Origin of the sequence: Bacillus sp. FSL K6-1218, assembly GCF_038006445.1 — a bacterium.
Lineage (GTDB): Bacteria > Bacillota > Bacilli > Bacillales > Bacillaceae_G > Bacillus_A > Bacillus_A thuringiensis_S.
Genome location: NZ_JBBOVE010000001.1, coordinates 4,946,226 through 4,958,861 on the forward strand (window position 1 = coordinate 4,946,226; position 12,636 = coordinate 4,958,861).

Below are 12,636 nucleotides of genomic sequence, written 5' to 3' on the forward strand. Positions count from 1 at the left end.
CATAGCTAATAGTATTATTTTTCCACCTATATTCGGGTATGCTACCAAAAACTTTATAAAATCAACGAAAACTTTACTACAACTCTTCCCGTAACTAATTTATTATCGTGGTAAACCGTCTTCCACTACATCGGTAACAGTTCCATTTGGTTCAAAGATTACACGTAATGATCCTTCTCCACCATAACCAGTATAGTCATATACTGAATAAGATTTATATTTTTCAATCACATGTGGCTGTCCAATTGCAGCTTTTACCTGATTCGCGGGCATACCTTTTTTGATTTTCAAATAGTGATTGTAACTTACTGCTGCCGAATCGTTATTTACATCTTTATACCACGGTACACGATCGTTTTTTTCTTCATATTCCTTTACAGGCTCTTCACTACGTTTCGTAGATACCTCATTCTCTTTATCTGGATCCTTTATAGCATTACGTTCAATATTCACGACGTAACCATATGTATTTAATTCAACCATAATTTCATATGTACCATCCGTATCTTTTTCTGTATAAAATACGCGTTTTTCATTGTTATTATACTGTTTTATGTTCTCACCACCGTATTCAATCGTATTAAGAATATCCGTATACGTCATACCTTCCTCAATCTTTTGAAATTCGTCATGAGAAATATAACGCTTCTTTGATGATGGAGCGTCCTCATTTTTAATACTTTCACGTTTGCTCGTAGTCATAGGTGTTTTCTTCTGATCTTTTAGTACGTCACCTTCCGCCTTCGCTGGTTGCTTTACTCCTACTTTTGTTAATACGTCTGTATCGCTAGAACAAGCTCCCAAAATCGATATTGTAGTCAACGCCACCCCTACTATAAGTACTTTCTTAAATGACTTCATTCTAATCCCCCTGGTGTTTTTTTAATATCTAGTAATCAACGTATTTTAATTAATACGGAACTATTCAGTTCTATACAACTTGCTATAGCCTTCTCCCTCATGCACCTTTTTATATAAAATGAAACTTTAATCAACCCTCACCAATCATCTTCGTTACAAATATTAACATTAAATATAACTAATAAATAGTATATTTCTGCTATTCATTTACATTTTTGTTACATAATATTGTCCGAAACGAACAATATTAAACTCGAGTTAACAATACTTATCATATATTCCGTATATAATAACATTAAAATTTAATTTAAAAGTCACTTTGCATGCATTTTCTGTTTTAACGCCAAAAGAAAAGACCTTTCTAACGATTTTATTCTATCGCTAAAAAGGTCTTTTCTATTTTGGCTAAAAACTTAGCACTCTTCTGGCTTACCAGCATTCGTCGCTGTACGGAAAGATGATTCAAATCTGCATGATGCGATTGCGTTTAGATAATCAATCGTGAATTATGCGTTCAATTTAAAGCAGGTTAAAAAATAATAATTCCTTATTTAATTAACATATGCATTAGTTTAACAGCCTAATGCTGCTGTACCAAATGATAGTTTAGTTTTCAATATGTGAAAAGGGATTTCTAAATGATGAATTGAATATATATTTATTGTTTAAGCGTTTTTGAGAGGTTCCTTTATGGGAGATAAGCTTTACTATATTCCTGTACTTCGCACAGTTCTATAATAACTAATAGTGATGCTGTGACGGGATTTTCTATTAGTGAGATAAAGTATTTTTCAATTCATTTATTATAAATTGCAACTCTCGTCCTCAAGGATTATTTCTTTTGGGTGAAAGTTTTTTTATGATATAAGTTTCATTCTGTCATAATTTAAAGGTTTCGAGAGGAGAAATAATATGAATCCTATTTTATTAGATGTTCCGTTACAAATAGAAACAGATAGACTCATTCTTCGAGCACCACTTCAAGCAGGTGAAGGGAATGTAGTACACGAAGCTATTAAAGATTCAATTCGTGAATTAAAGCAATGGTTGTCTTTATTCCAGTCCATTCCTACTGTTGAAGAAACGGAAATCCTCCTGAGAAATGCGCATATAGATTTTTTGAAAAGAGAAAGCTTTCGCTATCTTATCTACCATAAGGAGACGAATGATTTTGTTGGAACGGCTAGCCTTCATCGAATTAATTGGAAGGTTTCGAAATGCGAAATTGGATATTGGATTAACACGCAATTTAGTGGCAGTGGATATATGACAGAAACAGTAAGTGCGTTAACAAACCTTGGATTTCAGTTATTCAAATTTAGAAGGATTGAAATACGATGTGAATCTAATAACACGAAAAGTCGTATGATCCCTGAAAAACTAGGCTTTGAACTTGAAGGGGTATTACGTAATGAAGATTTTTCAGCTGACGGTAAACAACTAGCTGATACATGCATCTATGCAAAGATAAAGTAAAACTTTAATTAGCCCGTACCAATCAGGCTTTTACGGCAAAAGAAAAGACCTCCTTAACGATTTTATCCCATCGCTAAAAAGGTCTTTCTCTATTTCTGCTAAAAACTTAGCACTCTTCTGGCTTACCAGCATTCGTCGCTGTACGGAAAGATGATCCACATCCGCATGATGCGATTGCGTTTGGATTGTCGATTGTGAATCCGCCGCCAAGCATAGATTGTTTATAGTCAATTTTTACTCCTTTAACAATTGGAGCACTTTCTGTATCGATAACAAATTCAACACCGAAAAACTCAAGAACTGTGTCGTCTTCTTTTGGTTCTACTTCAAATCCTAAGCCGTAAGAAAGGCCAGTACATCCGCCGCCGTGTACAGCAAGGCGCACGTACTTCTCTCCATCTTCAGCATCTTTTAACATATCTTTAATTTGAAAAGCTGCTTGTTCTGTTACTTCAATCATGAAATACACCATCCTTTCTGTTCTCATTCTATTATACATCTTTACGCTTCTATCTTGTACTCATACACTCCGCGGCAAATTACTTCCGCAGGTCCTTTCATTAACACGTTTCCTTCTTCAGTCCACGCAATCATTAAATCACCGCCGGCTAAATGGACTGTAATTTCCTTACCACGTTCCATCTTTCCATTTAAAATAGCAGCTACAACGGCAGCGCACGCTCCTGTTCCGCAAGCTTGCGTTACACCAGATCCACGTTCCCAAACGCGGAAGTTCATCTCGTCATCATTCAAAATTTCGATAAACTCAACATTTACTCGCTCTGGAAACATTTCATGTGTCTCGAGAACTGGTCCAAGTGTTGTAAGAGGTGCTTTTTCTACATCATCAACAAAAATAACCGCATGCGGATTTCCCATTGAAACAGCTGTAAATGCATAACGATGATTATTGTATAAGAAGTTTTCACGAATAAATGGTGTTTCACCTTCACCAAGCATCGGTATTTCTGCACGTGTTAGACGCGGTGCTCCCATATCGATTTTCGCTAATGTCACGACACCATCTTTTACTGTTACTTCAGCCGTTACAATACCAGCTAACGTTTCAATTGTGAAAATTGTTTCTTCTACTAGTTTATGCTCATACGCATATTTCGCTACGCAGCGTAAACCGTTACCACAGCTCTTTCCTTCAGAACCATCATTATTAAACATGCGCATTTTCACAGGAGCTACGTCTGAAGGGCAAATTAAAATCATCCCGTCTGCTCCAATACCAGTATTAATATTTGAAACCTTTTCCGCCACAAGAGCTAAATCTTCTTCAGGAATTTGCTCTTCAAACATATTTACATATATATAACTATTGCCAAGACCATGCATTTTTGTAAAAGAAAATTGGCTCATTTATATTCACTCCAAAAATAATTTGTTATGTTAAGTATAAAATGCATGCTTTTAGAACACAATATGAATGTCCCCCGTTTCTCATATTTGACAACGTTTGGCGATGAGCCACTCTTACACAACTTGTGTAAGAAAAAAGCCCTTCTAAAAAGGGCCTTTTTTTATTTATCCCACTATTTTCGATTGGTGAAGGCTAATAATCAGTATTAGCCTCCCCTACGAAATAACATTTTATCTAATGAAAAAGGTGCTGCTCATTCGCAACACCTTAAAACATTGGATTTTCATCCAAATACTCATATACATTATTAACAAGCTCTTCTACTGTTGCACCTTGTACAACCTCACCATTTACAAGTGCAAACGGTCCTTCAAAACAAATACCACAATATCCTAAACAACCATACTCCATTACATCTAAATTCGGATCTTTTTCTAATTTTTCTAGAGCTGCTTGTGAACCACTTGCAAGGTTACCTACACAAAATTCAATTAATGGTTTAATCAAAATTCTCCCCCCTGTACTACAAAACAAATTACCTTCTGACTTTATCCTGCATAACGGGCAGTAAGACTCCCACCTCAAAATTTGGCGAATGCAAGGAAGTTAGTTGGGAGATAACTGTCCGTAAATGCTCGATTTGTGAAGGCTAATAATTAGTGTGGGACGAACACCTCCACCAATTAAAGTTTCACTTTATCTATAAGAAGAAAACTAAGCTGTTTCTTGTTGTTTTCGTTACACAGTCTAAACTATTTAGTTACTTCATTACTTCACTTCAAAGTAGATGACTTCTTCTATATAACATGCTACTTACAATGAAAGAGTAACTTAAAAAGAAAAACAGTTTACTTTTCTTCTTATTGTACAACAGAGTATTCATTCATGCATTGTTATTTGTTCACAAATTCGATATAATTTGATTGAGTAAAGTCAAAATATTTTATTAATATATAATTTTATGATTAGGGGATATTTCAACAGAAAAGGGGTAATCCATCATGAAACACCTCGTAATACTAGGTGGCGGCTACGGGGGAATGAGAATTCTGCAGCGGCTACTTCCAAGCAACCAACTTCCGGATGATGTACAAGTGACATTAATCGACAAAGTACCATACCACTGTTTCAAAACTGAATATTATGCATTAGTAGCGGGTACAATTTCAGAAACTCATATTCGCATACCGTTTCCTGAGCACCCACGCCTTAATATTCAATACGGCACAATAACAAATATTGATCTCGAAGAAAAAACTGTTCATCTTGATGGCGGCGAAGCAATCCAATATGATGATTTAATTATCGGACTTGGCTGTGAAGATAAATATCATAACGTTCCTGGAGCAAAGGAATATACACACAGTCTACAATCGATTGAACAAACACGTAAGACATATGAACAATTAAATAGTCTAGAACCGAATGCAACAGTTGCTGTTGTTGGCGCTGGCTTAAGTGGCGTTGAAGTAGCAAGTGAACTTCGTGAAAGCCGTTCTGATTTAAAAATCTATTTATTTGATCGAAAAGATAGAATTTTATTCCCATATCCAGAGAAATTAAGTAGATATGTAGAAGAATGGTTTGTAAAGCATAAAGTTAACATTATACGAAACTCTAACATTACAAAAGTAGAACCAAATATTGTGTACAACCACGATGAACCACTTGAATGTGATGCAATCGTCTGGACAGCTGGTATTCAAGCAAATGAAGTTGTTCGAAACCTTCCAGTTGAACAAGATGGTAGCGGACGGGTTGTCTTAACTAAATATCATAATATTCCAAATAACGAGCACGTTTACGTTGTAGGAGATTGCGCAGCACTTCCACATGCACCATCTGCCCAACTTGCTGAAGGTCAAGGAGAACAAATTGTCCAAATATTATTAAAACGTTGGAATAATGAACCACTTCCTGACGAACTACCTGTAATTAAATTAAAAGGTGTTCTCGGTTCTCTTGGTAAGAAGCACGGTTTTGGTTTATTAGCAAACCAACCATTAATGGGACGTGTACCGAGATTATTAAAATCTGGTCTTCTTTGGATGTACAAATATCATAAGGGTTAATACTTTACAGGCTGTCTACTATGTAGGCAGCCTCTTTGCATCAGTTTTTAAAAATTATCAGACACATCTTTCTCAATATGTATAATGATTTATTTTTCATTTTTATATTAAAAACTATTGATAAACAGTGTATGCTATTTGTAAGTTGTCTTATTATTTCCTTTAAGACCGAATTCATTCGGTCTTATTTTTTATGTGATAAATACTTTTGTAGGAGGCATTACATTCAACTTATGAACTTATCGAAACTAAACAATCGAATAGAAGCGAAAAAGAAAGAGTTAATCTATCTCGTTGAACGATACGGATTCACTCATGATAAAGTGATTTCTTTCAGCCAAGAATTAGATCGTTTACTTAACTTATTAATAAAACTCAAGATGAAGAAAAAACGTTGCTCTTTATAACCATTATCCTCCCTTTTTTGATACGATATAACTAGAATCAGAAAGGAGCGATTTATGTTTATATTAAAAGACGTTATATATAAAGATATCCTACACATTCCTTATTTACAGATTAAAAATGAAAAAATCACATGCATTATCGGTGAGAGTGGGAGCGGAAAAAGTACATTGCTCCGCATGTTAAACGATTTACAATCTCCAACATCCGGTACAATTGAATATAACGGAAAATTAATTTCTGATTATCCGCCTATTCAATTACGTCGTGACGTAGTTATGCTTGGGCAAACTCCACCTATTTTTGATGGAACCGTTAAAGACAACCTATTAATGGGACTTCGTCTTGCTGAAAAAACATTTCCAAATGATGATGCCCTGCGGAGTGCACTACAAACCGTTAGCTTAGACAAGCAATTAGAAGATAGCGCCACCTCATTATCCGGCGGTGAAAAACAAAGACTTGCCTTTGCTCGTATTGTACTTATGGATCCGCCTGTCTATTTATTAGATGAACCCACTTCAGCACTAGACAGTGATACAGAACGCCGCGTTATGAAACAATTTACTGAACTAGCACGAAAAAAGAAAAAAACAGTTATCTTCATCACGCACTCGCAACAACTTCCAGAAGAAATTGCAGACGACATTATTGAAATTAGTAAAACAAACGGTGCAACTAGAAAGGAAGTGCTCTCTATTGAAGGGCGTTATTGAACTCCAAATTTGGCAACTGGCGGCTGCCTATATTTTTATCCTTATCTTAATTGGACTTGTAAAATTAAAAGGAATACCTCGCGAAAAACAAATCGCGCTCGCAACATTCCGTATGACGATTCAGCTCGTACTTGTTGCATATGTCCTTACATACGTATTTGAAAACAGTAATCCATTTTATACAATTGCTCTCATTACTTCTATTACTACCTTTGCAATTTTTAATATTTATAAACGAGTTAATATCCCAATGTCTAAAGAATTAAAACGAGTAGCCGCCCTTTCCATGGTCGCTGGATCAATTGGGCCACTTCTACTATTTATCTTTGTTATTATCGGTCATGACCCTTGGTATGCTCCGCAATATATCGTCCCTATTACGGGAATGTTAGTCGGTAATGCCATGACTGGTGTTTCTCTTGGAGCAAATACGTTCTTAAACAATATGAAATCGCAAAGAGGTCAAATTGAAGGTGCACTTATGCTCGGCGCAACACCGAAAGAAGCTGCTACTCCGCTCATTCGAGACGCTTTCGACTCTGCTATTTTACCAACAATTAATTCTATGGTCGGAATGGGAATTATAAGCTTACCAGGCATGATGACCGGTCAAATATTATCCGGTGTATCACCATTCACAGCCATTCAATATCAAATCGCCATCATACTCGGTATTTCTGGAAGTACTGCCTTTGCTGTCATTATCTTTTTACAGCTTGGATATAAAACGTTCTTTAATAAGCGGTGTCAGTTGAAAGAGGTTGACTATGCTGCGAAGTGAATCGTACCTCTCGCTTGGTAAATGATGCACCGTTCACGGTGAGTGAAATTATATCAACGATTTTTTCAATATATCTATCATAACTTGCAATATATCAACGATTTTTCAAATATATCTATCATAACTCAGAATATATCAACGATTTTGTACGAAATATCGATTTACCGACAAAAAGTGACATAATAAAAAGAGGAGGCTATTCGCCTCCTCTTCTATTTACTACGCCTTCTTAACGAACTGTGATTTTAACTTCATAGCTCCGAAACCGTCGATTTTGCAATCGATATCGTGATCGCCATCAACTAGACGGATACTCTTTACTTTCGTACCAATCTTCACAACTGAAGAAGTTCCTTTTACTTTTAAATCTTTAATAACAGTAACAGCATCGCCATCTTGAAGAACGTTTCCGTTCGCATCTTTTACAACTTTTGCACCATCATTATTTTCAGCTTCTGCGTCTTGGCCCCACTCATGAGCACATTCTGGACATACGAAAAGAACGCCATCCTCATACGTATATTCTGAATTACATTTTGGACAATTTGGTAAAGTAGCCATAAATTCATTTCCTCCGTTCATTATTTATACGTAAAAATCAAAATTGATGTTTACATCTCGATAAATAAAATTTGTATAGCATTTCTTTATAGTGCCATAGTCTCACGTTATTGACAACCCTACCGTAAATTCTCATTTTTTATTGTATTTTACAAAATTTCAATTCGTATGCCTTTTTTCCATTTGCTCTTCTACTAATTTTAAAAATCTTCGTTGTGCATTTTTATTTTTTTACGAGCAATCAAACCCTTAGCGAACTTTGTAGTTCGTAATAAATAACTTTCGATACTTTTCGTCTTCATATATCATTCGAAACCATTCATACTGCTGCAAGTAAAGTATGTTAACATCAATCTTTTTCGTGTGTAAACCCGTACTTAAACTAATAGATCCTATTAGAGCTTCTATTAATGCTGAAATCATTTCTGTCCCCCCTAATAAACAAAAGAAGAATCTTCACAAGATTCTTCTTTTCAAAATGAACGAGTTCCCTCTAGAAACCCCAATTATTTTCTTCAATGTAAATTTGATATTCTTCTACTTCTTCTTCACTTAACTTCTTATTATCTTCATATACCTCTTGCCACTCGAAATAATCTTCATCGAAATAAACAGCGAATTTAATTTTCACGTTTTTCTTCTCTGTATAATCATAACCAGTAAACTCTACTACGTCATAATCTTTTTCTTTCTTCACAAACTTCCAAGTTGGATTATCAGTCATAATCTCTAAAGTAACCCCTTCATCACTTGAACGAACAACGTTTTTAATATTCGGCTCAGTTGGTAAAAAGGACAGCCCGAACGCAGCTAACCCAAACACAATCCCGACTATAATCTGTAAACCAATCATACCAGCTACACTAACGCCACCCTTTGATTGTAAGAAATACGCCTTCTCATGATCAGACGCATCTTCTCCCTTACGAAAAACACGAACAGCATGCTTATAATATAAACAGTTTCCTTGCCATCCAGTAAATATCATCATTCCTAATTGAAGAGCTAAACTAAATGTTACATAAATCCCATCTGGAATATCTATAAAAGGGGGTATAACTATACTAGGTATAGCCAATAACGCAAATATAATAAATAACTTATACATTTTACGATAAGCTAACCAAAAAGTTGGGAAGAAAAAGGCTACCCAATTCCATGTATTCCCTTGCGCTGGATTTTCTACTTTCCCCCACTTAAAGTCATAATAAGCTGTATTCTTTTGAACAACTTTATGTAATTCTTGTGGAGAAATTGTTTCTTGTAAAACAGTGTCCTTCACGTACATCATCCTTTTCTTATTTCTATATACATTTATTGTATATGTACAAAATGAAGGAATCTAACAAAAAATACACATATTTCATAAAAATGAACGGAAATCGAATATATTCCGACAATTATCCGTTTCTTATTTCATTTTACTTTTAAATATATTAAAATAATCATGTATCATACCTTTAATACACTAAGTTAATTATTTTATATATTCACTAAAAAGGATGCATCAAAATCATTTTTATACATCTTTTTTAGTGAATATATACTACTATTTTAAAACAAACATCTCGACTTAAAAAAGCTCACAAATTAGCCTTCTACTATTTCAAACATATTTCCACTTACACAACTAATGAATAGTTCATTATTAACTTCCTCTGCATAATGTTTCACATGAAACTATCAACATTCCGAATTACCTTTCTACTATTTTCGACTGGTTTCAAACGTGGACATCTTATGAAAATTTAGTGGAAATAAATATACATTCCATTACTCCGGTACTAGCTGTCGTTCCAATATTAGAAGAAAAAGCGTTTCTACTTCTTACCTGTTTTTCTTTCTACAAATTAAAACAGTACGAACAAGCTAATCGCTACTTACAGCAATATTTACATTGCACCGTGCATCTGAATACCGAGGAAAAAGAGCCCATATTCTTTTATGAAATTGATATGTATATAAAAAAACTAGTAGAAAGTGCAATGTAATTTCACATTGTTCTTTCTACTAGTCCTTTATCACAATTTTATATCCTATCCTACAACTCCCAAGTAATATTCATTTCTTCAAATGAGTCCTTACTAACTTCCAATCCTTCGCTATCTTCCGTCCCAATCATTGCTACTTCTTCTTTAGACAACTTAATTTCCTCATTTGGACTTTGGATTTTTTTCTTATACACGAGTTGTAAAAGCTCTATTTGTTCCTCTGTCAGTTCATACTCTTCTTCCAGTCTTTCAATTGCTGATTCTGTATCAAGTAATGGAATTTCTAATAAGAATCCGCCGTGCTCTTCCATCTCTTCAAATGAATCAATTGAATACGCACCGCTATCCTCAATCCAAAATGCAGTTGTAATAAAAGGAACTGTTTCACCTTCTACTTCTTCTAATACGTATTGAAGTGCTTCTTCTTGCGCAATATCTATTACTTCCGAAGGTGCCCCTTCAAAATAATTTTTCGCATCAATCCACTCATCAATTCTCTCACTATTCACATCTTGAAGACATACAATCGTGTAATTCGGATGAAACGTAATTGTCCCTTGTCCGCCTTGAGTATCTTGCATACTATAGTTAAATCCGTCCCATGAACTTTCATGTGAGAAATCTGGACAATGTGCTACATTAATTGCATGGGCAATCGAATTTAAAATGCACCCTTTCCATAATTGTTCTTTATCTATATGTAATTTATATTTACTCATCCGCTTCCCCCATGCACATATTTTTTTCTATTATCTTTCCTCTACACAATACTTGTAAATACTTTTCTATCTACTACAAAATAAAAAAGACATCCTTTTTAAAAGGCATCTTTTTATAGTTGAAAATTTATTAATAAATAAAACGAATTATTTAATAAATGAATCCCAATTGGAACGAGTAAATTCTTCGTTTTCTTATATGTGTATGCTAAACATATACCCATACCAAAAATATATAAAATACTACCTACTGTAAGGGGATGGCCTAAAGTAAATATACAAGCACTTATAACGGCACTAGTAAGTGTAGAAAAGCGCTGGGATAATTTCGTGAAAAACATCCCCCGAAATAAAAGTTCTTCCCAAACCGGTGCAAAAATCGTGAGTACAACTACGTATAAAATGATTTCACTTTTAGTAGGCTTTATTACTATACTAGACTCGTCCACACCAATCCCATGTGGTAGAACTAAATTTAATATTGCAAGATATATAAGCATTACAATCGCTGTCATTACTATCGTTACATAGTGTTTAAAATTATTGAATTGTAATGATTTTATTAAATGTAAGCAGCAATTTCTTGCCGGTGCATACATTACGATAATCATACAAAACGTGAAAGGTGGAATAAGATGATCTACATACCATGGGTATAAGGAAGAATCATATAAAAGGTTCAAAAAACCAATTCCATGCATGACCCCAAAAATAATTAATAGAATGCTAATTACTTGGCGCATACTCATTTGTTCATTCTTTTCTTCATATGTAGCTAATTCTATATTCATCCTATCCCCTCCAGTATAATTAAACTTTTTAAACCATTATATACCAAATTTAACATAAAAAAAGACAATACACCCCACTGTATTGTCCATTTTCGTCCCTACCATTTCTCTCTACACGTCTCAATTAAATGCAGTAAGTACCTCTTCGTCATATCTGCTCTTCTCCACCTTGAGAGCATTCGCTTTTCTTTTGGATTGTGCCGTATTCTCGCTACTTCTTTTAATAAGAGCTCCCATTCTTCCGCTGAACGTTCTGACAAGTATTGCAATCCTCTATCTTTTGAAACGATTGTTTTATGATTTAGTGTATATAAAATACGTCCCATCGTAACGACAGCTGATTCTACCCACTCTTCTATAAAAAATAAATATGGCTTCTTCGCCTTTTCACTCCAGTACTGTTCTACGTTGTATTTCATCGTATTTACTACATCATTCCATTGTATTTGCAGCGGAAGATCTTCTGCTTCTTTTCCGGTAACTGTAATGCCTTGATTTTTCAACGTCCACCATGTGACCGCATTAATGTCCCAATGACCAACATTAGCTTTACCATCTGCACAATACACGTACTCGTTCATTTCATCATTGTATTTCCCTAAGTCAGCAAGCGGAATATACATACCGTCCATTCTTTTACCTAGCGTATTATCACTAAGTTTCTTATGTAGTTCCACAAGCTGCTGTTTTTCAGCTTCATTCACGGAATCATTTATCACTGTAACAAAATCAACATCGCTCGTTTCCTTATAAAATGCACCTAGTGCGATGGATCCGTAAATATATACCCCGACTATTTTTTCATCCAAAAAAATTTCTTTTAATTCTACTGTGTACCGCTCCATTAACTGTTGTACTTCCGTCGGTAACGCATGCTTCACTCCATTTTTCATA

General features: G+C 34.8%; 14 protein-coding genes and 3 pseudogenes. 6 read left to right on the plus strand and 11 right to left on the minus strand.

Going from position 1 to position 12,636, the window contains the following annotated elements; genetic code table 11:
- Positions 1-102 precede the first annotated feature (102 nt).
- Entirely contained in the window at positions 103-861 is a 759-nt protein-coding gene (locus MHI26_RS25425) for a hypothetical protein (RefSeq protein ID WP_061666012.1), read from the minus strand.
- A gap of 413 nt (positions 862-1,274) precedes the next feature.
- Positions 1,275-1,367, minus strand: a pseudogene (locus MHI26_RS25430) (iron-sulfur cluster assembly accessory protein); the annotation flags it as partial.
- A 406-nt stretch (positions 1,368-1,773) separates the two neighbouring features.
- Between MHI26_RS25430 and MHI26_RS25435 the strand changes: the two are divergent.
- On the plus strand, positions 1,774-2,337 hold the full coding sequence (locus MHI26_RS25435) for a GNAT family N-acetyltransferase (RefSeq protein WP_001068201.1): 564 nt from the start codon (positions 1,774-1,776) through the stop codon (positions 2,335-2,337).
- A gap of 106 nt (positions 2,338-2,443) precedes the next feature.
- Here the strand turns inward: MHI26_RS25435 and MHI26_RS25440 are convergent, their stop codons facing one another.
- The 3 genes from MHI26_RS25440 to MHI26_RS25450 all read right to left on the minus strand — a co-directional run bounded on the left by MHI26_RS25440 (position 2,444) and on the right by MHI26_RS25450 (position 4,213).
- A complete protein-coding gene (locus MHI26_RS25440) occupies positions 2,444-2,797 on the minus strand; it encodes a HesB/IscA family protein (RefSeq protein ID WP_000573830.1) in 354 nt (117 codons plus the stop codon).
- Positions 2,798-2,838: 41 nt separating this feature from the next.
- Positions 2,839-3,705 carry a diaminopimelate epimerase gene (gene dapF, locus MHI26_RS25445; protein ID WP_000077389.1) on the minus strand — a complete coding sequence of 289 codons (867 nt, stop codon included), beginning with the start codon at positions 3,703-3,705 and terminating at the stop codon, positions 2,839-2,841.
- A 268-nt stretch (positions 3,706-3,973) separates the two neighbouring features.
- On the minus strand, positions 3,974-4,213 hold the full coding sequence (locus MHI26_RS25450) for a YuzB family protein (RefSeq protein ID WP_000595026.1): 240 nt from the start codon (positions 4,211-4,213) through the stop codon (positions 3,974-3,976).
- 494 nt (positions 4,214-4,707) lie between these two features.
- On the opposite strand from MHI26_RS25450, the gene MHI26_RS25455 reads away from it, so the two are divergent.
- The 4 genes from MHI26_RS25455 (at position 4,708) to MHI26_RS25470 (ending at position 7,680) form a co-directional block, all read left to right on the plus strand.
- Positions 4,708-5,778, plus strand: a complete 1,071-nt coding sequence (locus MHI26_RS25455; protein WP_000682070.1) for an NAD(P)/FAD-dependent oxidoreductase — start codon at positions 4,708-4,710, stop codon at positions 5,776-5,778.
- A gap of 233 nt (positions 5,779-6,011) precedes the next feature.
- Positions 6,012-6,185 carry an aspartyl-phosphate phosphatase Spo0E family protein gene (locus MHI26_RS25460; RefSeq protein ID WP_001054088.1) on the plus strand — a complete coding sequence of 58 codons (174 nt, stop codon included), beginning with the start codon at positions 6,012-6,014 and terminating at the stop codon, positions 6,183-6,185.
- A gap of 54 nt (positions 6,186-6,239) precedes the next feature.
- Positions 6,240-6,899, plus strand: coding sequence for an ABC transporter ATP-binding protein (locus tag MHI26_RS25465; RefSeq protein ID WP_061666013.1), 660 nt, complete (start codon positions 6,240-6,242; stop codon positions 6,897-6,899).
- Complete coding sequence (locus tag MHI26_RS25470) at positions 6,883-7,680, plus strand: ABC transporter permease (RefSeq protein WP_000679262.1); 798 nt, start codon at positions 6,883-6,885, stop codon at positions 7,678-7,680. The genes MHI26_RS25465 and MHI26_RS25470 overlap by 17 nt, the downstream gene beginning before the upstream one ends.
- A 219-nt stretch (positions 7,681-7,899) precedes the next feature.
- Here MHI26_RS25470 and phnA read toward each other — a convergent pair whose 3' ends face one another.
- From phnA to MHI26_RS25485, 3 genes and pseudogenes are all read right to left on the minus strand, one after another.
- Entirely contained in the window at positions 7,900-8,241 is a 342-nt protein-coding gene (gene phnA / locus MHI26_RS25475; protein WP_000212735.1) for an alkylphosphonate utilization operon protein PhnA, read from the minus strand.
- 159 nt (positions 8,242-8,400) lie between these two features.
- A pseudogene (locus MHI26_RS25480) lies at positions 8,401-8,664 on the minus strand (hypothetical protein).
- Between the two features lie 70 nt (positions 8,665-8,734).
- Positions 8,735-9,532 carry a DUF2628 domain-containing protein gene (locus tag MHI26_RS25485; RefSeq protein ID WP_141528121.1) on the minus strand — a complete coding sequence of 266 codons (798 nt, stop codon included), beginning with the start codon at positions 9,530-9,532 and terminating at the stop codon, positions 8,735-8,737.
- A gap of 367 nt (positions 9,533-9,899) precedes the next feature.
- On the opposite strand from MHI26_RS25485, the pseudogene MHI26_RS25490 reads away from it, so the two are divergent.
- Positions 9,900-10,232 (plus strand): annotated as a pseudogene (locus MHI26_RS25490) (DUF4304 domain-containing protein); the annotation flags it as partial.
- A gap of 50 nt (positions 10,233-10,282) precedes the next feature.
- Here MHI26_RS25490 and MHI26_RS25495 read toward each other — a convergent pair.
- The 3 genes from MHI26_RS25495 to MHI26_RS25505 all read right to left on the minus strand — a co-directional run bounded on the left by MHI26_RS25495 (position 10,283) and on the right by MHI26_RS25505 (position 12,635).
- Positions 10,283-10,951, minus strand: coding sequence for a hypothetical protein (locus tag MHI26_RS25495; RefSeq protein ID WP_000049686.1), 669 nt, complete (start codon positions 10,949-10,951; stop codon positions 10,283-10,285).
- Between the two features lie 113 nt (positions 10,952-11,064).
- Positions 11,065-11,742 (minus strand): CPBP family intramembrane glutamic endopeptidase, encoded by a 678-nt coding sequence (locus tag MHI26_RS25500; protein WP_001019402.1) that lies wholly within the window; start codon positions 11,740-11,742, stop codon positions 11,065-11,067.
- Positions 11,743-11,840: 98 nt separating this feature from the next.
- On the minus strand, positions 11,841-12,635 hold the full coding sequence (locus MHI26_RS25505; RefSeq protein ID WP_061666030.1) for a nucleotidyltransferase domain-containing protein: 795 nt from the start codon (positions 12,633-12,635) through the stop codon (positions 11,841-11,843).
- Position 12,636: the final 1 nt, after the last annotated feature.

Coding starts and splice junctions, on each gene's coding strand:
- MHI26_RS25435 (WP_001068201.1), top strand. CDS start 1,774: ATGAATCCTATTTTATTAGATGTTCCGTTACAAATAGAAACAGATAGA.
- MHI26_RS25465 (WP_061666013.1), top strand. CDS start 6,240: ATGTTTATATTAAAAGACGTTATATATAAAGATATCCTACACATTCCT.
- MHI26_RS25440 (WP_000573830.1), bottom strand. CDS start 2,797: ATGATTGAAGTAACAGAACAAGCAGCTTTTCAAATTAAAGATATGTTA.
- phnA (WP_000212735.1), bottom strand. CDS start 8,241: ATGGCTACTTTACCAAATTGTCCAAAATGTAATTCAGAATATACGTAT.
- MHI26_RS25495 (WP_000049686.1), bottom strand. CDS start 10,951: ATGAGTAAATATAAATTACATATAGATAAAGAACAATTATGGAAAGGG.
- MHI26_RS25455 (WP_000682070.1), top strand. CDS start 4,708: ATGAAACACCTCGTAATACTAGGTGGCGGCTACGGGGGAATGAGAATT.
- dapF (WP_000077389.1), bottom strand. CDS start 3,705: ATGAGCCAATTTTCTTTTACAAAAATGCATGGTCTTGGCAATAGTTAT.
- MHI26_RS25500 (WP_001019402.1), bottom strand. CDS start 11,742: ATGAATATAGAATTAGCTACATATGAAGAAAAGAATGAACAAATGAGT.
- MHI26_RS25425 (WP_061666012.1), bottom strand. CDS start 861: ATGAAGTCATTTAAGAAAGTACTTATAGTAGGGGTGGCGTTGACTACA.
- MHI26_RS25505 (WP_061666030.1), bottom strand. CDS start 12,635: ATGAAAAATGGAGTGAAGCATGCGTTACCGACGGAAGTACAACAGTTA.
- MHI26_RS25460 (WP_001054088.1), top strand. CDS start 6,012: ATGAACTTATCGAAACTAAACAATCGAATAGAAGCGAAAAAGAAAGAG.
- MHI26_RS25485 (WP_141528121.1), bottom strand. CDS start 9,532: ATGATGTACGTGAAGGACACTGTTTTACAAGAAACAATTTCTCCACAA.